The organism is Nitrosomonas sp. HPC101, from assembly GCF_009833125.1.
Classification (GTDB): domain Bacteria; phylum Pseudomonadota; class Gammaproteobacteria; order Burkholderiales; family Nitrosomonadaceae; genus Nitrosomonas.
On record NZ_QRCC01000001.1, the window covers coordinates 1 to 21,176 of the forward strand.

Annotated in this window: 16 protein-coding genes and 1 pseudogene; 3 read left to right on the forward strand and 14 right to left on the reverse strand. The window is 49.6% G+C overall.

What is annotated here, in order from left to right; translation table 11 throughout:
• A pseudogene (locus tag ABO04_RS00005) lies at window positions 1-181 on the reverse strand (hypothetical protein); the annotation flags it as partial.
• Window positions 182-1,326: 1,145 nt separating this feature from the next.
• Window positions 1,327-2,520, reverse strand: a complete 1,194-nt coding sequence (locus tag ABO04_RS00015; protein ID WP_160808582.1) for a pyridoxal phosphate-dependent aminotransferase — start codon at window positions 2,518-2,520, stop codon at window positions 1,327-1,329.
• A 78-nt stretch (window positions 2,521-2,598) separates the two neighbouring features.
• Here ABO04_RS00015 and uvrB point away from each other — a divergent pair, with 78 nt between their 5' ends.
• Window positions 2,599-4,698 (forward strand): excinuclease ABC subunit UvrB, encoded by a 2,100-nt coding sequence (gene uvrB / locus ABO04_RS00020; protein WP_160808898.1) that lies wholly within the window; start codon window positions 2,599-2,601, stop codon window positions 4,696-4,698.
• A 220-nt stretch (window positions 4,699-4,918) separates the two neighbouring features.
• Here the strand turns inward: uvrB and ABO04_RS00025 are convergent, their stop codons facing one another.
• From ABO04_RS00025 to ABO04_RS00075, 12 genes are all read right to left on the reverse strand, one after another.
• On the reverse strand, window positions 4,919-6,196 hold the full coding sequence (locus ABO04_RS00025; RefSeq protein ID WP_160808583.1) for a cytochrome P450: 1,278 nt from the start codon (window positions 6,194-6,196) through the stop codon (window positions 4,919-4,921).
• A gap of 43 nt (window positions 6,197-6,239) precedes the next feature.
• Entirely contained in the window at window positions 6,240-8,246 is a 2,007-nt protein-coding gene (locus tag ABO04_RS00030) for a di-heme-cytochrome C peroxidase (protein WP_345852731.1), read from the reverse strand.
• Between the two features lie 306 nt (window positions 8,247-8,552).
• Window positions 8,553-9,281: a lysophospholipid acyltransferase family protein gene (locus ABO04_RS00035; protein WP_160808584.1), complete on the reverse strand. Its 729-nt coding sequence runs from the start codon at window positions 9,279-9,281 to the stop codon at window positions 8,553-8,555.
• Window positions 9,281-9,823, reverse strand: coding sequence for a D-glycero-beta-D-manno-heptose 1,7-bisphosphate 7-phosphatase (gmhB, locus tag ABO04_RS00040; protein WP_160808585.1), 543 nt, complete (start codon window positions 9,821-9,823; stop codon window positions 9,281-9,283). The genes ABO04_RS00035 and gmhB overlap by 1 nt, the downstream gene beginning before the upstream one ends.
• Window positions 9,824-9,834: 11 nt before the next feature.
• Entirely contained in the window at window positions 9,835-11,982 is a 2,148-nt protein-coding gene (glyS, locus tag ABO04_RS00045) for a glycine--tRNA ligase subunit beta (RefSeq protein ID WP_193565774.1), read from the reverse strand.
• On the reverse strand, window positions 11,979-12,902 hold the full coding sequence (locus tag ABO04_RS00050) for a glycine--tRNA ligase subunit alpha (protein ID WP_160808586.1): 924 nt from the start codon (window positions 12,900-12,902) through the stop codon (window positions 11,979-11,981). Before ABO04_RS00050 ends, glyS begins: the two co-directional genes overlap by 4 nt.
• Window positions 12,903-12,957: 55 nt before the next feature.
• Window positions 12,958-14,451: an apolipoprotein N-acyltransferase gene (gene lnt, locus ABO04_RS00055; protein ID WP_160808587.1), complete on the reverse strand. Its 1,494-nt coding sequence runs from the start codon at window positions 14,449-14,451 to the stop codon at window positions 12,958-12,960.
• 44 nt (window positions 14,452-14,495) lie between these two features.
• Entirely contained in the window at window positions 14,496-14,864 is a 369-nt protein-coding gene (locus ABO04_RS00060; protein ID WP_160808588.1) for a DUF6164 family protein, read from the reverse strand.
• A 213-nt stretch (window positions 14,865-15,077) separates the two neighbouring features.
• Window positions 15,078-16,136, reverse strand: coding sequence for a PD40 domain-containing protein (locus ABO04_RS00065; RefSeq protein WP_160808589.1), 1,059 nt, complete (start codon window positions 16,134-16,136; stop codon window positions 15,078-15,080).
• A 39-nt stretch (window positions 16,137-16,175) separates the two neighbouring features.
• Window positions 16,176-16,304 carry a hypothetical protein gene (locus ABO04_RS12225; RefSeq protein ID WP_275689196.1) on the reverse strand — a complete coding sequence of 43 codons (129 nt, stop codon included), beginning with the start codon at window positions 16,302-16,304 and terminating at the stop codon, window positions 16,176-16,178.
• A 77-nt stretch (window positions 16,305-16,381) separates the two neighbouring features.
• Entirely contained in the window at window positions 16,382-16,951 is a 570-nt protein-coding gene (locus ABO04_RS00070) for a TetR/AcrR family transcriptional regulator (RefSeq protein ID WP_240141346.1), read from the reverse strand.
• Window positions 16,952-17,033: 82 nt separating this feature from the next.
• Window positions 17,034-18,236 carry an NAD(P)/FAD-dependent oxidoreductase gene (locus ABO04_RS00075; protein ID WP_160808590.1) on the reverse strand — a complete coding sequence of 401 codons (1,203 nt, stop codon included), beginning with the start codon at window positions 18,234-18,236 and terminating at the stop codon, window positions 17,034-17,036.
• A 135-nt stretch (window positions 18,237-18,371) separates the two neighbouring features.
• On the opposite strand from ABO04_RS00075, the gene ABO04_RS11830 reads away from it, so the two are divergent.
• A complete protein-coding gene (locus ABO04_RS11830) occupies window positions 18,372-18,575 on the forward strand; it encodes a hypothetical protein (RefSeq protein WP_193565775.1) in 204 nt (67 codons plus the stop codon).
• A gap of 222 nt (window positions 18,576-18,797) precedes the next feature.
• Window positions 18,798-21,170, forward strand: coding sequence for a phosphoketolase family protein (locus ABO04_RS00085; RefSeq protein ID WP_160808591.1), 2,373 nt, complete (start codon window positions 18,798-18,800; stop codon window positions 21,168-21,170).
• Window positions 21,171-21,176 lie beyond the last annotated feature (6 nt).

Consider the following 21,176-nt stretch of genomic DNA (forward strand, 5'->3'; position numbering starts at 1 on the left):
TATTGCTGTCAGCAGTGTTGGTATTGCCATTAGCTGTGCTGGCTTGGCTTCCATCACCCTTGACAGCAGCGGAATCTGCTGCATTTGCCAATGGTACTGCATCAGCAGCCCAAGCATTACCAGCGAAACCAAAAGCCAGAACGATACTGGCAGCCAGAATTTTTTTAGAAAATTGATCCATGGTATTTTCCTTAATATCAATTATTTAATTAAAAAATATAGATATTACAAACATCTATTTTACAACTCCGACAAGGTCAGCGGTCAGCACCATCGCCAACCATACTCCTTGTGGAATTGGAATAGTAGAAGCATTCCAAGACAAGAACAATACTGCAATTGCATACAAGCCATACTGATTTAAAAATAAAGAGCCATGCAATTTGGCAGAGAACTTTTATGCGGATATGCAGTACACAATCCATGCTCAAGTAACCTCTGATCAAGTCTTTCATGAACCGCATTGCAGGAAAAATCGTAATAATCGCAAGAAGCGCGACACAGTGAGTGAGTGCATAATTTTTCCGTAACCCTTTGGGACACTATGGAATTGAATCAGAGGCCCCTTCACTATATTTTATATCTATTCAGGTGAATACATTTAGAAAGACATGTTTGCTCATCATGAAACTAATATCCTAACGTCGAAAAATTTTACAACCACCAACAAAATACGTTTCCCAGCAGAGAATTATGATTAAAAATCATTGAGTTGCATTTATTGGCATAAATTCTGCTTGTTATAAGATATGCATTGATAGCACGCATCAAGATGTTCTTATTGCCTTGGCTCACATGGCATTCACAACAGCCCAAATGGCCATAGCAAGAGTAAAGCTTTGACAAAACTGGAGTGGAATTTATGGACTATAAAAAACATGAGCGCTTACCTCGATCGCATTACACTCTGCTTGAGGCCAGCCATGAAATAAAAACAACCAGTACAAAAATCCTCGCACAGTATCTCAACCGATCTCCAGCAACCATTCGGACTCAATTCCAGAGAATTATGGCGCTTCTTGGAGTTCATTCCAGATACGAGGCACTGCGCAAAGCAGAGGAAGCAGGTCTAATCAGACAAAATATACGTTCTGCCCCTGCCTGGGAAGAAAGAAGAAAGAAATTCACCACAAGTTTGGCAGTTAACTCCAGACCATAGAGCATTTGTATACAGCCAATTTTTCAGCAGCATCTTATTTCTAAGTGTTCTGACAGAGAATCATATTTTTTATGGCAGCCTGCACGGGTGTGTCACACACGACTTCTGCCCATATTGCGATGATCTGATAAAAACAGGCATCACTTGCATATGATTCAGTAGGCTGATCAGCCCAACAAACTGGCAATACGCTTGACAGCTTCCCGGAGATTTTCCATGGAGGTTGCAAATGATAGCCGTATATATCCTTCGCAACCAAAGGCTGACCCTGGCACAACAGCTACTTCGGCTTGTTCCAGTAAATAACCACAAAATGCTACATCATTGCTATCCCGCAAAATCTGCTGCGACTGTAACCGGCTGATTGCCTGTCTTGCATCCACAAAAGCGTAAAAAGCGCCTTCGGATAGCAAACAATGAATACCTGTTATGGAATTCAGGGCATCTGTCAGAAACCGGTTACGTTCCTTGAAAGCTTCCACCATTGGAATCATGCAGGATTGATCGCCATTTAATGCAGCTTCGGCCGCCATCTGGGCAATAGAGTTCGGACTGGATGTGCTTTGTGACTGAATATTTTCCATCGCGGTAACAATCGCTGACGGTCCGCCACAATAACCAATTCGCCAGCCGGTCATAGCATAAGCCTTGGATACACCATTGAGGACAACAGTGCGTGTCTTGAGATCAGGACAGGCATTCAGAATATTAACGAATTCATCTCCGGCCAGAAGAACATGCTCATACATATCATCGGTCGCGATCAGAACTTCCGGGTGTTTGCGCAATACCTCCCCCAACGCCTGCAATTCTTTCAAGCTGTAAACACTGCCGGAAGGGTTGCCCGGGCTGTTGAGAACAAACATGCGGGTTCTGGGTGTGATCGCCTGCTCCAGCTGATCAGCCGATATTTTGAATTTCTCTTCAATGCCTGCGTGGATAAATACAGGTTTCCCCTGTGCAATTAATACGATATCCGGATAAGAAACCCAGTATGGTGCCGGGATAATGACTTCATCACCCGGATCAATCGTAGCCAATACCAGATTAAAGAAACTTTGTTTACCTCCGCTGGAGACCAAAATTTCTCCAGCAGTAAAATCCAGAAAATTTTCCCGCTCGAATTTCGAGATGATTGCCTGCTTCAAGGATGCAGTGCCACCCACAGCTGTATACTTAGTAAAGCCATTCCGAATTGCTGTAATCGCCGCATCCTTGATATGCAGTGGCGTATCGAAATCCGGCTCACCCGCTCCCAGGCCAATAATATTTTTCCCTTCTGCCTTGAGCCTGGCCGCTTTGGCAGTGACTGCCAGGGTGGGTGAAGGTTTTATAGCCTGAACGCGTTGCGAAAGTTTCACGAGACAGCTCCTGATGTGTGTGATTTGCACATGTTAAAATCAACAACCAACTAAGTTTAGGATGTGACGATCAAACCTGTGATTATTACCTTTCCGGACAGTCCTTACAAGCTCAATCAGGCATTTCAGCCGGCGGGTGATCAACCGGAAGCAATCCGTAAGCTGGTGGATGGCATAGAATCAGGCCTGTCATTCCAGACGCTATTAGGCGTAACCGGATCCGGCAAAACATTCACCATTGCCAACATGATTGCGCGGCTTGGACGTCCCGCCATCATCATGGCCCCCAACAAGACACTGGCAGCGCAGCTCTATGCCGAAATGCGTGAGTTTTTTCCGGAAAATGCAGTCGAGTATTTTGTCTCCTACTACGATTACTATCAACCGGAAGCCTATGTGCCGTCCCGCGATCTGTTCATTGAAAAGGATTCAAGCATCAACGAACATATCGAACAGATGCGTCTCTCTGCCACAAAGTCCCTGCTTGAGCGGGATGATGCCATCATCGTTGCCTCGGTATCCTGTATTTACGGTATCGGCGATCCGGTTGATTACCACGGTATGATTCTACATGTGCGTGAACACGAAAAAACCACGCAGCGCGATATCATTCAGCGCTTGGCAGATATGCAGTATCAGCGCAACGAATTTGAATTTGCGCGCGGCACCTTTCGTGTACGGGGGGACGTGCTGGACGTCTTCCCGGCAGAAAACTCGGAAACTGCTCTGCGCATTTCCCTGTTCGATGACGAAGTGGAGGGCATGGCGCTGTTTGATCCACTCACCGGACATACCCGACAGAAAGTTTCACGCTATACAGTCTATCCCTCCAGCCATTATGTCACACCACGCAGCACCACCCTGCGTGCGATCGAAACCATCAAAACCGAACTTGCCGAACGATTATGCCACCTCTATGAAAATCAGAAGCTGGTAGAAACCCAGCGTCTGGAGCAACGTACTCGTTTCGATCTGGAAATGTTGAACGAGCTGGGTTTTTGTAAGGGAATCGAAAATTATTCCCGTCATCTATCCGGCCGACAGCCGGGCGATCCCCCTCCCACACTTATCGATTATCTGCCGAAGAATGCGCTGATGATCATTGATGAAAGCCATGTCACTGTTCCCCAGATCGGTGGCATGTATAAAGGAGATCGCTCAAGAAAGGAAAATCTGGTGGCGTATGGATTCCGCCTGCCTTCTGCGCTGGATAACCGACCACTCCGGTTTGAAGAATTCGAAAAACTGATGCCGCAAACTATTTTTGTTTCCGCCACACCGGCAGAGTATGAAATACAGCACAGCGGCCAGATCGTCGAACAGGTCGTTCGGCCAACCGGTCTGGTGGATCCGGTAGTCATGATCCGTCCGGTTGCCACTCAGGTAGATGACCTGATGTCAGAAGTATCGATGCGTACCAGACAAGGCGAGCGCACATTGGTCACTACCTTGACCAAGCGCATGGCAGAAGACCTGACAGACTACTTCTCTGATCATGGTATCCGGGTACGTTATCTGCATTCTGATATTGACACCGTCGAGCGGGTTGAAATCATTCGTGACCTGCGTCTGGGAAAATTTGATGTCCTGGTCGGAATTAACCTGTTGCGGGAAGGATTGGATATTCCAGAAGTGTCACTGGTCGGCATACTGGATGCAGACAAGGAAGGTTTTCTGCGTTCGGAACGCTCGTTGATCCAGACCATGGGTCGCGCCGCCCGGCATGTTAACGGCACAGTCATTCTCTACGCTGACCGGATAACCGGCTCCATGCGGCGCGCCATCGACGAAACCGAACGGCGGCGCGACAAACAGAAACAGTTTAACCAGCAACACAATATTACGCCACGCGGGGTCAGCAAACGGATCAAGGATTTGATCGATGGTGTTTACGACATCAGGGGGGCGACAGAACACCAGAAAGTTGCGCAGATTCAGGCGCGCTATGCAACCATGGATGAAACGCAGCTTGCAAAAGAAATTCAGCGGTTGGAGAAAAGTATGTTGGAAGCAGCTAAAAACATGGAATTCGAGCAAGCTGCCCGGTATCGTGATGAGATAAAAAACCTCAAAAGCAAACTGTTCACCGGCATGATAGATCCCGCCGAGATTGAGGAAATTCCACAGCCAGCCATCAAAAAATCAGGCAAAAAACCCAGAAAATCTCTGCGGACCTGATTGAAGAAGGGTAAGTAAGCATACCACGACGTGCCAGCGCCACTTTCGCGGCGCTGCAGCAACAGTGCCTTGACACAATCCAGATAACCGATGCATTCCAATCTGGCAGAAAGAAAGGCTGCAAGTCAATCTTGTAGATGCCGTGCAACCATTCTGATGCTCATTTCAATATATATATTTATGCAATAACGATTGAACGGGATATTCTGATCCACATGAGTCAACCGGCCCAACGAAGAGTGTACGATTCTGGAAATGGCCCGGATTTATAATCCATATTTCCTTGCGGTTCCACATCCTGCTTAAGCAATACCTGCCGCACCATCTCCGGAATCATTACCATACCAACATAACGCCCCAGACACTCATGTCCACCAAAACCAAAATGGAAATAGTTGTACCAGTTACGCTGTGGAATAAATGTATCCGGTGATTCGAATGCCCGGTCATCAAACATGGCCGATAATGTCACTGGCAACACAAACGAGCCGGCTTGCAAAACTGTTTCACGCTCTGTGCCCTTAGCAACCGTATAATTGCTGACCGCCGTACGAAACAGGTAAGGAGTAATTGGTACAAATCGCAGCGCCTCCCACACAATGCCGTCAAACTCTGTTGTGTCTTCTTTTTGTGCTGCCATTTTTGCAATAGTCAGCCATTCCTGGTGCTGAAACAAATATTGCAGGATTTGTGCCACAGCCTGCGAAGTTGTTTCAATAGCGCCGATTAATAACCCTCCAGCATTGATCCCCAGACGTTTGATATCGAAATCCAGTTCTTTGGCAAAACTGGAACGCAGCATCCGGGTCACGATATCGTCGCGCAACCTGATAAGAATAGAAAGGGTCAGTTTCTCTGCTATGACAGCCAGAAACCGTTTAGTAACCAGCATCGTGATATAGGCTGACAATTTTTTTGAGGTTTCATTGTGACGCTCAATGATCTGCTGCGATAACTCCTTAGGCAAAAGATCAAAAGGTTGATTATGAAATGTATCGTATTGATTCCAATAAGACCATTCGATCAAATCTGCCAGTTTAGCACCGGTCAATCCAAAATAATCCTGCACCAGTGTGGCCGGAACCGTACGGCAAAACTCATTGACCACTTCGATTTGTCCATTTTTGTGGTCGAGAATCCTGCGTGAAATATCAGCCACCATGGCCCGTACCCTGGGCAAATCATCACGGTTCAGCATAAATTGCATTAAGGATTTTTCCCTTGTGTGCAAAGCATCATCATCGTGTGCCATCAGGTAGTTATCCATTTTTGGTACATAAGGCTTGACGCTAAATACTTTGTACATCAGTAGAATTTCTCTGACATCGTCAAACCGGGTTACCAAAGTACACTCCGGCGTTACCAGAATGGGACGTTTGTCACGCAATTCCTTGAAAAATGGCAAAGGCTCCGTATCGATCCAGCGGCGCACCAGTGAAAATTTATCAATCTCTGCTGCTGCGTCATATTGTTCCAAGTAACTTGTTGCTGCATTCATCGTATCACTCCATTCTCGTTATTGATCTTGGAAACTGTTTCTGTTACAGAGTCTTCAGGTATTCAAGCAAATCAAGCCGGTCTTTTTCATTCAAATTATGCGCCGCATACTCGTGACCAGCATTACTATTTCCGATCTTACTGGTATCAAAGGAAAATCCCTGATCATTATCTTTCAAGCCCACCTTGTATGGATCGAACTCGCGTGATCCAACATTGAAATAATCAGGACGATATTCACCGTCATCAGGATCATTTGCCCGTTTTTTAGGCAGCAGCAGATCATAAAGTGTAGGTACCGAACCATTATGTAGATAGGGGGCCGTTGCCCAAATGCCATTCAATGGTCTTGCCTTGTAGGAATTCAAGGATGCTAATGGCATGGCAGTTGTATCTGGATCATAAAACCCCTGCTTGATCGAAGGCTTGATCTCATTGGAAAAAAAAGTCATTACAATATCCACGATCCAGTCTGCCCAGCGCTGGAAAAACCATTTATCTGCATCCGGTGTGGCAACCACATTCAAGGTAGCCTTGGTCAGCAAGGCTGCAACCGGTGCTTTCTCATCAAGCAGAATATCGCCGGCCCCCACACTGACATACCGATTGCGCAAAATGCCGGAATAACCACTCGCATTGATGCTATTGGCTGCCATGATAGGGTCTGTACCCACATCGCTGACTCTGGACATACGCGCGACCACACGACGACCGGGATCTGCACGCTCTATTCGGGTATGGCACTCAACACAATGCTTATCGTACAGCGACCCGCCACGCTCGGCACTTTGCTTGTCGATAGCACCCAGAATATCTTCCGGCCACTCGGGAGACTGCAATTTGCCCAGATGTGATTCAATCTGACGCAGGTTGTGCACATTCACCGACGAAGAAAAATTGATATTCGTGCTGCCGATGATGGTTGACAACGTCGTCCGTTTTTCTTCTTTCCAATCTAGCATGCCAAATACTCCAATTACCTCGCCAGCATTGCGACCGATCGGCCCCAGCCCGGCATTTTCCGCCAGGCCGTTCCATTGCACGTAATCATGCTGCGCAATATCCCACAGGAAAGGATAACTGACCGGGGCATTCGGCTTGTTGAACAACGCCTGACGTAATCTTCCCAGTTGCCAGCCATCAAGCGTCTCGATCAGGCGACCTACCAAATCATCACGTTGTTCGCCGGTCATCACATTGTCGACATTCAGCATCAACTGATCGAACTCCTCCGGGGACATCGGATTATCCCCCATGATCTGGCCATCCAGAATCAACTCCTTCAATACACGCTTGTTCACCAAGTGTTCAAGTACCCGGTTATAGATGCGACCGAAGGCATCCAGTCGAGCATAACCGTAGGCAACATTACTACGATTGACATCGATGTAGCTGATCAGGCGCTGCTTGAATCTTTTCAGATCTTCCAGCACTTCAGATTCCGATTTGTAGTTGCCTCGTGCCAGTACATTTTTGACAAAGCGATTACGTGTTTCTTCATCCTCAAATGTATGTTTCAACGCTTTTGCCAGATCCTTCATGATGGTTTCCATATCCGCAGTAGCCGGACCACCGTCGATACGGATTCCCACGCCGTTGTAATTAATTTGTCCGGTATGGCAGGCAGCACAGGTCAGACCAATATATTCCTTGCCTTTATAGTCGTCCTTCACCCACCCGACCGGTAATGCATCCGGATTAGTTCTGGTCGCCTTTTGTGGTAGATAGCGATAGAAATTCATATTATTATCTGCACGAAATAGCTCGGTTTTTCCCGGTTGTTCCAACACCATGAAGAAATCATAGGGCATCAGATCCGAACCTTGTGTCGTCGTGTAGAACCATAAACTATCTGCAGCATCCCACCCTTGCTCCAGATATTTAACAGTAGTGAAACTGTCACCAAATTGATCCTGTTGGACAGTCGCAGCACCTCGTTCCGGCTCATTTTCCGGGATCAGCCTGCTGGAAGGTGCTTCAATAAGTATGGTAACAAGCATGAATAGAGCCATGAAAACCAGGGTATAAACCAACACACGACGACGTAGCACAATAATTCTCCTAAACTCCTAAATTGACACTGGCATGAACACCAGATCGCCCCATATTTTTCTCATAAAGCTTTATTATGAAAATTGAATGCACTGTGAGAATTCCTCAGCGGCACGTAAATGCCGTTTTCGTGACCGTGATCCTTGTTCTTGTCTAAATTAACCCGCTTACTGCCAAGTTCATTTGATTGAACCGGATCCAACTATGCTGATTAAATAATACTTTCTGCCTGCTGCAGTAAGTGGATTATTTACAACTCTGCCAGGAAGAAAAGAAAGCGGCACAAACGGCCGTTAACTTTACATTTATTTGATCGGCCGGTTTGTCAGGCGGCTGATGCGTGCGGTTTCGGCTTCTATCCATGCTTCTGCCTGGATCATCAGCTCGCCCGCTTCGATTCCGTCCGGATGAATCGGCTGGCCAATACTCAGGGTGATAGTACCGGGGTATTTGATGAAGGAGTTTCTGCCCCAAAATTCCCCGGCATTGTGCGCCACCGGTACAATCACTGCACCGGTATGCACGGCCAACCAGGCGCCGCCGATGCGGTACTTACCCTTGCTGCCGGGTGGAACGCGCGTGCCTTCTGGAAAAACGACGATCCAGAAATTCTGTTTCAGTCGCTCTCTCCCCTGCTCCACGATCTGCTCCAGTGCAGCTTTACCGGCACTGCGATCGATCGCGATAGGGCTGGTCATGGCAAGCCCCCAGCCGAAGAATGGAATGCGCAGCAGTTCTTTTTTCAGCACCCATACCTGTGGTGGAAAAATCTGCTGCAAAGCCAGTGTTTCCCAGGCGGACTGGTGTTTAGAAAGGATGATTGACGGCTGATCCGGGATGTTTTCCCGTCCCAGCACTTCATAACGCAAGCCGCAAATAGTACGCAGCATGAACAGCATCAACCGAGTCCAGCCATAGGTAACCTGGTAGCGACGATGGGGAGGCAGCGGGAAACACATCAGCGTAAACAGTGCATACGGTGGTGTAATGATCGCCTGCAGCAGCATATAGATTAGAGAACGCAATCTGGCCATTACAGCGCCTGTGTTTCGAGGCTATCCGCCACTGTAGACAGATCCGGGTAGATTTGCGTACCTGCAGGCAGATTGTCCTTCGTCAGCGTGATCTGACCCTTACCGGTCAGCACCAGTACCGGTATGGCTCCTGCCTTGGCAGCCGCCTGCAGGTCCCGCAATGAATCTCCCACGGCAGGCACATGGCCGAGCTCGACACCATAGCGTTGCCGGATTTCCTTGAACATACCGATACCCGGCTTGCGGCAAGCACATTTGTCGTGCCGTGTATGCGGGCAGAAAAACAGAGCATCGATGCGCCCCCCTTCCTGCTGGACAGCACGCAACATTTTGTCATTGATCAAATTGAAAGTGGTCATGTCGAGCAGACCGCGGCCGATACCGGACTGATTGGTAGCAATCACTACTCGATAACCGGCATGAGTCAAACGCGCGATTGCCTGTAAACTGCCCGGAATGGGCTTCCATTCATCGGGTGTTTTAATGCGGGTATCACTCCCCTGATTGATGACGCCGTTCTGGTCGAGAATAATCAGTTTCATTTCCAGAATGTTCAGGCAGCCAGTCGCGAAATATCCGCGACGCGATTCATCGTCGCCTGCAATGCCATCAGTAGCGCCAGACGATTGCGCCGCAGCGCCTCATTCTCATCATTCACCATCACCTGATCAAAAAAGGCATCAATCGGTGCTTTTAAAGCAGCAAGCGTTTGCAGGGCGGCCACATAATCACCTTTCTGGAAAGCTTGCCTGGCATCGGATTCGATTTCGGATAAAGCGTGATACAAGGCGATTTCAGCCGGAGCCTGCAAACAGGCTTCATCGATACCGACAGTCGCATCAAATTCCGATTTTTTAAGGATATTGCCAACCCGTTTATTGGCTGCCGCCAGACTGGTTGCTTCAGGCAAGGCGGCAAATGCACGCACTGCAGCCAGCCGCCGGGGAATTTCACACAACAGCGCAGGCCGCAGATTCAGAACAGCATCCACTTCCTGAACCGTGTAACCCTGATCGCGCAGACTGGCGGCAAGGCGATCGTAAAAGAAATCCTGCAACTGCTCTGTCAGTTGTGGTGTTACCGGACGTGCATGACCTGGTTCTGAATCCTGTGTTCCGATCGTTTCATCCTGCAACACATCAGCTGCACGTGAAATCAGCACATCCAGCCCGACTGGCAGATCTTTCTCGATGAGGATGCGGATGACGCCCAAAGCATGTCGCCGCAACGCGTAAGGATCCTTGTCACCCGTCGGAAGCTGGCCAATACTAAACAGACTGATCAAGGTCTCCAGCTTGTCCGCCAGTGCCACGCAGACTCCCGCCATGCTGCGCGGCAACACATCCCCGGCAAAGCGAGGTTTATAGTGATCCTCAATGGCAAACGCAATCGTTTCATCCATTCCCTCGAACTGGGCATAATAACGTCCCATAATGCCCTGCAGCTCAGGAAATTCCCCAACCATATTGGTCAGCAGATCAGCCTTGGCCAGCATCGCAGCCTGATCCGCCTGCCTGGCCAGGCTATCGTCGCCCAGCAGTTGCCCGAGAATGCGTGCCAGTATCTGCACATAGCGGGTGCGCTCCCCTTGCGAGCCCAGTTGATGATGGTAGATCACCTTGTCCAGATCAGGCAGACGTGAAGCCAGTGTCCGCTTGCGATCATGATCGAAGAAAAATTTTGCATCCGCCAGCCGCGAGCGGATCACCCGCTCGTTACCCGCAATAATCCACCTCGGATCAGCCGGCGTGATATTGGCAACAATCAGAAACCGGTTAGTCAGTTTTCCAGCGGTATCCAGCAGAGGAAAGTATTTCTGGTTAATTTTCATGGTCGAGATCAGGCATTCCTGCGGCACTTCCAGAAAATCTGCCGGAAATGTTCCCATCAGGATATTGGGATACTCCACCAGAGCTGTCACCTCATCGAGCAGTGCTTCATCGCTGACACAACGCAATTGCACCGCACTTGCGGCAGTCTCCAGCCCTTGCCTGATCCGGCTGCGACGCTGATCAAATCCTGGAATCACTGCCCCTTCCGCCTCCAGCAGCAGCGCATAGCGATCTGCGTGATCAATGACCAGTTCAGCCTGTTTTGCTTCAAAACGATGCCCGCGAGTCGTATTCCCGGCAGCAAATCCAAACGCACTGACCGGTACGATTTCCTGTCCGTGCAATGCAACCAGCCCATGCACCGGCCGTACGAAATGTACGTTCTCCCACCCATCATCGAGCTGGTAAGTCATGACCTTAGGAACAGGCAGTTGTCGAATGGCATCATCCATCGCCTTCTGCAAACCCGTCGCCAGCAGGATCCCGGTAACATTCTGTTCCAGAAACAGCATTTCCGCCTTACCTTCCTGCACGCGTTTGAGTGCAGAAGTGGCGCTATTTTCCATACCCAGTGCAGCCAGCTTTTTATGTAATGCCGGTGTCGGCTGCCCTTGCGCATCCAGTCCAACGGCAGCTGGCATCAGTTTGCGCGCTACGATCTGATTCGGCGCCTGGACAGGAATGGCAGTCAGATGCACTGCCAGCCGGCGAGGGGAAGCAAAGGCAGTCAGGACAGTATCTGATGTGGTCAGATTCTGGCTTTTCAGACTATCGGCAATGGCGACAGCAAAAGCATTACCCAGTTTGTCGAGTGATTTAGGTGGGAGCTCTTCGGTCAGAAGTTCGAGCAGTAAATTTTCAATCATCATGCTGATTCCGTCTGATTCAGAATCTGAGTAACCCATTCACGCGGTGCCAGTGGAAACGGCGGCTGTAAGCGCAGGCGACTGTCATAATAAGCTTGTGCCACCCGGCGCGACAGATTGCGGATACGGCCAATGTAGGCTGCGCGTTCAGTTACTGAAATCGCGCCACGTGCATCCAGCAGATTGAAAGTATGCGCGGCCTTCAGCACCTGCTCATAAGCCGGCAGCGCCAATTGCACATCAATCAGCCGGTTGGCCTGTGCTTCCAGTTTATCGAAAGCAAGCAGCAGAAATTCGCTATCGCTGTACTCGAAATTGTAGGTGGACTGTTCCACTTCGTTCTGATGATAGACATCACCATAGGTCAGGCCATCCGTCCAGGTCAGGTCGAATACGTTTTCCACGCCCTGCAGATACATGGCGAGGCGTTCCAGCCCGTAGGTGATTTCCCCTGTGATCGGCCGGCAGTTGATCCCGCCCACTTGCTGAAAATAGGTGAACTGGGTCACTTCCATACCATTCAACCAAACTTCCCAGCCCAATCCCCAGGCCCCCAGGGTAGGATTCTCCCAGTCATCCTCGACCAGGCGTACATCGTTCTGCTGCAAATCCAGTCCCAGTATCTGCAGCGAACGGAAATACAAATCCAGAATGTCATGTGGCGCGGGCTTCAGCACAACCTGAAACTGGTAGTAATGCTGCAGGCGGTTGGGATTATCACCATAGCGGCCATCCTTGGGACGACGGGAAGGCTGCACGTAGGCAGCACGCCAGGGTTCCGGTCCAAGTGCCCGCAGAAAAGTTGCAGTATGGCTGGTACCGGCACCGATCTCCATATCATAAGGTTGCAGCAACGCACAGCCTTGCTGCCCCCAGTAGTGTTGGAGGGTAAGAATGATTTTCTGAAAAGTGGGAGTAGGCATGTTACGACGGTTTAATGAGGGTTTGATAGCGACTCGATGATAAACCGGGCCCATTCTACAGAGTTTTGTGTCTCCCGGAAAATGCCGCCAAGCAGCCAGCCAGCAACAACAGGCCAATCAGCGCGAACACGAGACTGTTACCGAATCGAACATAAGGGGTAGCACCGCCAAATCCCTGTGCGGTGCTGTGCAAACCGGCAGTGGTAAACATCTCCAGCTGCTCCAGTACCCTGCCCCGTTCATCGATGATGGCAGTCACACCGGTATTGGTTGCCCGCAGCATGTAGCGGCCTGTTTCCAGTGCACGCATCTGCGAAATCTGTAGATGCTGCCGTGGGCCGATCGAGCGGCCAAACCAGGCATCATTACTGACATTGACCAACAGGCTGGCCTGTGGCAGCTGCATGATAATTTCCTCACCGAACACATCCTCGTAGCAGATATTGATCGCCACCTGCTGTCCAGCCAGATTCAGTGGTTGTTGATCCAGTCTGCCACGTGAAAAATCCGATAGCGGGATATGCAGCACGTCAATCACCCAGCCAAACACCGATTTCAATGGAATGTACTCACCAAATGGAACCAGATGATACTTACGATAACTTTGCTCGGGTGAAGAGCCAAAACTGAACATGGTGTTGTAATAGCCGCCATCAACCGGAGAACGTTCCACCAGGCCAACCAGCACATCACCCTGGCGGGAGCGGGCATGTTCAGCCAGCAATTCCAGATAATCTCGCGGTGCCTGTTCGTAATACAGAGGAAATGAGATTTCCGGAGTCACAATCAGCCGGCTCGGACTTTCCTGCACCAGCCGGACGTACGTCCGCATGGTGGTTGTCAGATGTTCCGGCACCCATTTCTTATTCTGTGGAATATTGCCTTGCAACAGACTGACCGTCACCGGCTCTCCTTCTGGCTGAGTCCAGTGAATCTGCTGCAAGCCGAAACCAACAAGCCAGATACTGCCCAGCCACAACCAGAAACGACGGTTTTGTCTGTTCTCCAGCCAGCAGGCCAGCCAGGCTGCACTCAGCATCAGCAACAGCGACAAACCATACACTCCGATTACCGGAGCAAAACCTGCCAGAGGACTGTCAGGCGCCTGCGAATAACCGATCGTCAGCCATGGAAAGCCGGTGAATAGCGTACCGCGCAACCACTCCATCAGTGCCCAGAGGGCAGCCACCATCCCCGGCCACGCCCAGGATGCACGAACATATTGGTAAGCCGTGATACCACCGGCCAATGCCGGAAACAGCGAAAGATAGGCACACAACACGATCAACGCCAGTATCGCCTGCGGCGGTGCCATGTGACCAAAATCATGCAAACTGATATAAAGCCAGGTCACCCCTGCTCCGAACAATCCCATGCCAAAGACAAATCCTGTTACTGCTGCCTGCAGTGGTGTTTTGCTCTGGCGCCAGAGCAAGGCAAGCAACGCCAGCGTGACTATCGGCACCGGATAAAAATAAAAAGGCGCAAAACCGGATACCGTCGCCCCGCCCAACAGGAAGGCAGCAAGCAGCCTGTAATAACCGTTCAATTTATTGACGCTCCGGTTTAATCACAAAAAGGAAATTGAAATTTTTACGACTGACCAAGTCCGGTAATGATCTTGTAAGGAAGATACAACAAGGCGTACACGACAAACAGGTAGGCAATGAATGCAAAGGGGTTTTCCCGAAAACTGTCCATGATCGTTTTATGTCTGCCCTCCCGTTTGAGGCGCGCGTATTCCTCACGTACCCGCGCACTGCGCTCCGCCTGGTAGACATCCAGTAGTTCCCTAACTTGTGAATATTGCGTTTCATCACGTATCCACAGTGCCGGCAAGGAAATCCCCCAGTTACCGGAAGAAGTCTCATAAAAATCGATCTGGTGCTCGTTCAGCAGCGCCCGTACTTCTTCTGCTTCATCATCCGGTACGTTTCGCAGCTTGAATAACAGTTTTGACATTGCTAATGACATCTCACAAACCAAACCTAAACCCTGAATTCTCTATCAGATTCAGGTCGGAGTAAAACCCGCTGTTTTGAATCAGAAAGACAGCAACACATATCTTCCAAAAACAGTCCGGGATATTCTTATCAAAGAACGACAATGGTACCCCGGATTTTTGAGCAGGCTGTATGTTCAGCTGCTGAGAATATCAACCATTAAAAGAATGATTCAATCTCCGGCATCAGCTGTGTTGGTAAGTAAATTAGGGGGTGGACCGATGGGCTCGAAATCTTTCAACAATGGAATTTCATCTTTGTTTATCCATCGAAAATCGGTATCGAAAGTATTTTGAGGTCCCCAGCTGCCGGTAAATTTCTTCCCGTCAGGTGTAAAGGTCCAGCACATTTCTTCCCCGGATGTGTTGATGACATCACCAAGATTGACCGGCTCCTGCCATTCACCTTTTGCATCCTGATGAGAAATCCACATGTCATGCCCGCCGCGGGAACCCAGATCAGTCCGCATACTGGTGATAACCATACTTTTGCCATCTTTTGACACGCCAGTCCAGTGCATGTGGTCACGTTCCGGAGAATTGATTTTCGCCCCCAGGCTGACCGGTTTTTGCCAGGCCCCATCTTTCTTCTCGACCTTCCAGATATCACTCTCCTGCGTTACCCCTGGCTGGCTGTAGTTGAAGTAAATCAGGCTATCAGAAACAATAATCGGACAGTGCTCTTCACCGGACGGCGTATTGATGCTGGGAAGCTCCGGAACATCATTCCAGTTTCTGGCCGACTGCCATACGCCATCTACCTTCTGAACGACGTATAAATCACCCGACAATAAATTACCAGGCTCATATCTGGTGAAATAGATGACATTGCCATCATCGGAAAAACTGGGCTCAAGTTCCCAGGCGGATGTGTTGATATTTGGCCCGACGGTGGGATCGATATCGGGCCCCAGATGAATCGGTGTTTGCCAGACACCGTCTACATTGTGAGACATCCATATATCGAAGCTATACGGGTTACCGGGGGATTCTATGCTACCTTCACGGGTCGACACAAAAATAGCTGTTTTGCCATCTGCACTATAGGTAATCTCGATTTCAGAACCGGGTGAATTAAGGGGGGCTCCCATATCCTTCGATGCGACAGGGGGCTCGGCCGCTCCACTGCCTTCGGCGCCATGCATACCTGGCATCGCGTAAGAAACACCATATGCCAGTGTACCTATCAGCGATAGGGAGCAGAGCTGCGGAATAAAAAACTTGTTTTTCATACTGATCTCCTTTTTGATTTAACTGCGGCTATCTGATCATCAACCTGATAAGGTAACCGTATTGCCTGATTTACAGTTGGGGGGTTTTTCGGGTTTTTCCGTTTCAAACGGCACATGTCTCAAATCGCGATCATAAGCGGTGGCAACATTACCAACATACTCTGCCATTGAATTCTCCAGTAAACGTTAATCAACGTCTGTCTGCTTCCTGTCTGCCTCCACTCCTTCATCATGCAAGTGCGGATTCATTCTGCATGGCGCAAAATATCCTCGGCAGCCATACGACCTATATGCGCAATTCCGCTGTTACCGGTAACCATTGCCGTCACGATGGTGCCATCGATCAGCAAATTCAGTTTCTCCGTAACCATCCCTGGGTCCCGTGCACCACACTCTGCAACCATTGCTTGAAGCCTGGCACTGATTTTCTCTCGGTGACCGTTGGCAATTTCCTGTATCCAGCTGTTACTCTTTTCATGTTCAGCTACCGCATTGATAAACACACAGCCATAAAAATCTTCACTGGAGAACCAGATTCGCATCAAATCAAACAGCGCCAGAACACGGTTGACTGGAGAACATTCGATGGCCGGAAGATCTGTATCGAACCAACGAAACCATATATCTGCTTCCGCTTCAAATACAGCCTTGAGCAGATTTTCCTTTGAGCCGTAATGGGTATAGAGACTGCGCCGGGATACACCAGATTCTTCGATGATTCTGGCAATTCCTGTCGCATGAATACCCGCACGGCAGAACAAACGGCGTGCCGTCTGCAGTATTTTTTCCTCAACAGAGATCTTTTTAGACATCATTATCAAACTAGCCTGGTATGCCGGTATCATTTTCTGCGCCAGCAGAATCACAATTCTCAGCTATTGAAGCGCGTAAATTTCTTCAAATACTTCTGCTTTGTTTTTCCCCAAGCCGATTCCTGATCTTTCTGGCGATTCTGCCGGCTTCAAGACGGATTTCCCGTAGCTGGCCACTGAGCGGATTGATTTGTCCAATAAAATAAAGGCGGGGAGCACCTTCAAATTCCTGATCGCCAGAAACTTTTGATCTACCTTTCTCATCAGCAATCCCCGGTATCTGGACAAGCTCCGGAATCCCAGTACGAAAACCGGTTCCTGCAATGATGACGTCAGGCTCCAGCGTTGTTACGGCAGCATCATGCTTCTCCTGTGCTGTTCCAACAGTGCTTTGAACATGTACTGTCCGGCCTGAAATTTTCTGTATCGGCCCGACAATTTTGATCCGGCCGGCACGCACATCATCAGCGAACGGGCCGTACAGGATTGGCACCACATTGCTTAGAGCGTATTGCCTGGTAAGCGGCACTGCTGGAAACGGCAAACCATAAGCTGTCAGATCGCCTGTTGTTCTGCGCTGCAAAAAACTCAGCAGCATGTTTATCAAATTATCGGGTAAACGTTTCAACCATATACCCCAGCCTACAAACGGGATGCCGCCAAGACTTTTTGGTAGAAAGTATGGCGGCGTTCTTACAGATACCGTTACCGAGCTTGCATATTCAGTCAGCCGGCTGGCGATTTCTGCTGCGGAGTTACCACTGCCGATTACAAGTACATGCTTTCCCGCATGATCCTGTGCGCGTTTGAATCGGGAAGAATGAATGATCTCCCCCGGGAAAGTCTCCTTTCCCTCCCATTCAGGAATCAACGGAATACGACATGTCCCGATCGCCATGACAACTGCCCGTGATTCAAATTGCTGATTATCATTACTCGTAATCAGCCAGCTGTCACGATCACGGTCATAGCTGACTTTTTCAATTTCTATTCCGGTTTGTACAGCAAAGCCGCCACGGGCAGGAAAGGTTTCGAGCAAGCGTACAACCGCATCGCGTGAAGGCCATGCGCCAGCAGATCGTGGAAATTTACTACCGGGCAGCATCGAAAAAAAACGGCCTGTATTGAGACGCAGACCATCATAATGGCTGCGCCAGACATCCCCCACAGCCGGCGTACGTTCCAGTACTAATGGGGTCAACCCTGCTTTTGTCAGCTCATATGCCACTGACAAACCTGCCGGACCTGCACCGATTACTGCCACATCATGGATATCGCCGACTTTCATTTCGTTTATCCTCTTTCCAGTTTCAACCAAAAAGTTTATTGACATAGCAGGAATAGATCTCACATTTGTTCCTGATATATCTGTGATTGCTTGATATTATTTTCATTAACAAAAAAATACACCGATCGTTCTCTTTTGAAAAATAATATACCTGAAACAAAAGAATGGCAAGATCAGGTACATAATGGAGACGAATTTACCGGCAGGCTTTTGCCAATCGGAAGCATCAAGCCGGCGGAAATCACAAATTCGACCGGTTGTGCGAGGCTCGGTATTGAGCACCCTATGATCAAGCCACGCACCCCGCAAACCAATGACGAGGTAGAACGGCTCAATTAATGGGTTGCTATGTCCTGCAGAACGCATTGATCGACAGCAGATACTGTTACGCGATGTCTTCATACAACCAATATTTGCTCTAATCCTCACTCAGGAGTAAAACACCTGTATAAACCATAAGGGAATGGTACATTTCTCATTCTCACCTGTTCCATAAAATCCGGATGATCAGGCGGGACAGGGCAGATATTTACCCTCAACCAACCTTCACGAGGTATTCACATGACCCAGATTCCATCAGCACTTACACCCGATGAATTGCGGAACATTGATGCTTACTGGCGTGCCGCCAACTACCTTTCAGTCGGCCAAATTTATCTGCTAGACAACCCCCTGCTGCAGACCTCGCTGACATTGGAGCACATTAAGCCTCGTTTGCTGGGGCATTGGGGAACGACTCCGGGGCTCAACTTCATCTATGCCCATCTCAATCGCGTCATCAAACGTGATGATCTGAACATGCTCTATATCGCCGGACCCGGTCACGGCGGACCCGCGCTGGTTGCCAATACCTACCTCGAAGGCAGCTATTCCGAACATTACCCTGATGTTTCACAGGATACCCGGGGTATGAAACGCCTGTTCCGCCAGTTTTCTTTTCCGGGCGGTATCGGCAGTCATGTCACACCGGAAATTCCCGGCTCCATTAATGAAGGAGGCGAGCTCGGTTATTCGCTTTCCCATGCCTTCGGTGCGGTGTTCGACAACCCTGATCTGATCGCAGCCTGCGTCGTGGGTGATGGAGAAGCTGAAACCGGACCATTGGCGGCTGCCTGGCATTCCAACAAATTTCTCAACCCGGCTCAGGATGGCGTAGTTCTGCCGATCCTGCACCTCAATGGGTATAAAATCGCCAACCCCACCATCCTGGCACGCATCAGCCGTGAAGAGCTGGATCAACTGTTCCGCGGCTATGGCTATCGGCCCTATATCGTCGAAGGAGAAGATCCTCTGACCATGCATCAACTTATGGCCGACACATTGGATCAGGTGCTCACTGAAATTCGGTCGATCCAGGCACAGGCCCGTCTTGATGGTATGGCACAATATCCCCACTGGCCCATGATCATCCTGCGCACCCCGAAAGGATGGACCGGCCCCAAAGAAGTTGATGGCTTGAAAACAGAAGGTTCCTGGCGTTCTCATCAGGTACCGCTCTCAGAACTGGCGAAAAAGCCGGAACACATTCGACAGCTCGAAGGCTGGCTCAAAAGCTACCGACCGGAAGAATTGTTTAATGCCGAAGGCACGCTAATTGAAACACTGCAGGCGCTGGTGCCGGCAGGTACTCGACGTATGGGCGCCAATCCACACGCAAACGGAGGCCTGTTGATAAAACAATTACGCATGCCGGATTTCCGGGAATATGCGATCGAAGTCGCGCAACCCGGTCAAACTGAAGCCGAATCAACCCGAATTATGGGCAGTTTCCTGCGAGATGTCATGCGTCTGAATCTGAAAACCCGCAATTTCCGGGTATTCGGACCGGATGAAACCGCTTCCAACCGGCTGGGAAATCTGTACGAAGTCACACCCAAAACCTGGTTTGCCGAAATGCTGCCCGAAGATGAAGATCTGGCACCGGATGGCCGGGTAATGGAAATCCTCAGCGAGCATACCTGCCAGGGCTGGCTGGAAGGTTACCTGCTGACCGGACGCCATGGCTTGTTTTCCTGCTATGAAGCATTCATTCATATCGTCGATTCGATGTTCAATCAGCATGCGAAATGGATCAAGATCAGCAAGGAAATCCCATGGCGCAGACCCATCGCTTCGCTTAACTACCTGCTGACTTCTCATGTCTGGCGTCAGGATCATAATGGCTTTTCCCATCAGGACCCTGGCTTCATCGATCATGTGATCAACAAAAAAGCCGATACCATCCGTATTTATCTGCCACCTGATGCCAATTGTCTGTTGTATGTCACGGACAAGTGTCTGCGCAGTCGCAATTTTGTTAATGTCATCGTTGCCGGCAAACAGCCGCAACCGCAATGGTTGGATATGGATGCCGCAATCAAGCACTGTACTACGGGTATCAGTGTATGGGGATGGGCCAGCAATGATCAGGCCGATGAACCGGATGTTGTTGTTGGCTGCGCTGGAGACGTTCCCACCACCGAAGCCCTGGCCGCTGTCAGTATCCTGCGAGAACATCTGCCCAGTCTGCGTATCCGTGTAATCAACGTCGTCGACCTGATGACACTGCAGGATGAGCGGGAACATCCACAAGGCCTCTCCGATCGGGAATTCGATGCGCTGTTTACCACGGACAAACCCATTATTTTTGCCTATCACGGCTATCCCTGGCTGATCCACCGTCTGACCTACCGTCGCACCAATCACCATAATCTGCACGTTCGCGGTTACAAAGAGGAAGGCACTACTACCACACCATTCGATATGGCAGTACTCAATGACATAGACCGTTTCCACCTGGTCGATGACATCATCGATCGCGTTCCTCATCTGGGGTACAAAGCGGCCTATCTCAGGCAGATCATGCGGGATAAACTGGTCGAGCACCGCGAATATATCAACCGCTATGGTGAAGACATGCCGGAAATCAGAGATTGGAAATGGGCAGTACCTTGATCCCAC

What these genes read in the sequence shown, in the direction of transcription:
- ABO04_RS00060 (WP_160808588.1), bottom strand. Translation starts at nt 14,864, where the DNA reads ATGTCAAAACTGTTATTCAAGCTGCGAAACGTACCGGATGATGAAGCA.
- ABO04_RS00050 (WP_160808586.1), bottom strand. Translation starts at nt 12,902, where the DNA reads ATGCCTACTCCCACTTTTCAGAAAATCATTCTTACCCTCCAACACTAC.
- ABO04_RS00085 (WP_160808591.1), top strand. Translation starts at nt 18,798, where the DNA reads ATGACCCAGATTCCATCAGCACTTACACCCGATGAATTGCGGAACATT.
- ABO04_RS00070 (WP_240141346.1), bottom strand. Translation starts at nt 16,951, where the DNA reads ATGATGTCTAAAAAGATCTCTGTTGAGGAAAAAATACTGCAGACGGCA.
- ABO04_RS00075 (WP_160808590.1), bottom strand. Translation starts at nt 18,236, where the DNA reads ATGAAAGTCGGCGATATCCATGATGTGGCAGTAATCGGTGCAGGTCCG.
- ABO04_RS00035 (WP_160808584.1), bottom strand. Translation starts at nt 9,281, where the DNA reads ATGGCCAGATTGCGTTCTCTAATCTATATGCTGCTGCAGGCGATCATT.
- glyS (WP_193565774.1), bottom strand. Translation starts at nt 11,982, where the DNA reads ATGATGATTGAAAATTTACTGCTCGAACTTCTGACCGAAGAGCTCCCA.
- ABO04_RS12225 (WP_275689196.1), bottom strand. Translation starts at nt 16,304, where the DNA reads ATGGCAGAGTATGTTGGTAATGTTGCCACCGCTTATGATCGCGATTTG.
- ABO04_RS00065 (WP_160808589.1), bottom strand. Translation starts at nt 16,136, where the DNA reads ATGAAAAACAAGTTTTTTATTCCGCAGCTCTGCTCCCTATCGCTGATA.
- gmhB (WP_160808585.1), bottom strand. Translation starts at nt 9,823, where the DNA reads ATGAAACTGATTATTCTCGACCAGAACGGCGTCATCAATCAGGGGAGT.
- ABO04_RS00025 (WP_160808583.1), bottom strand. Translation starts at nt 6,196, where the DNA reads ATGAATGCAGCAACAAGTTACTTGGAACAATATGACGCAGCAGCAGAG.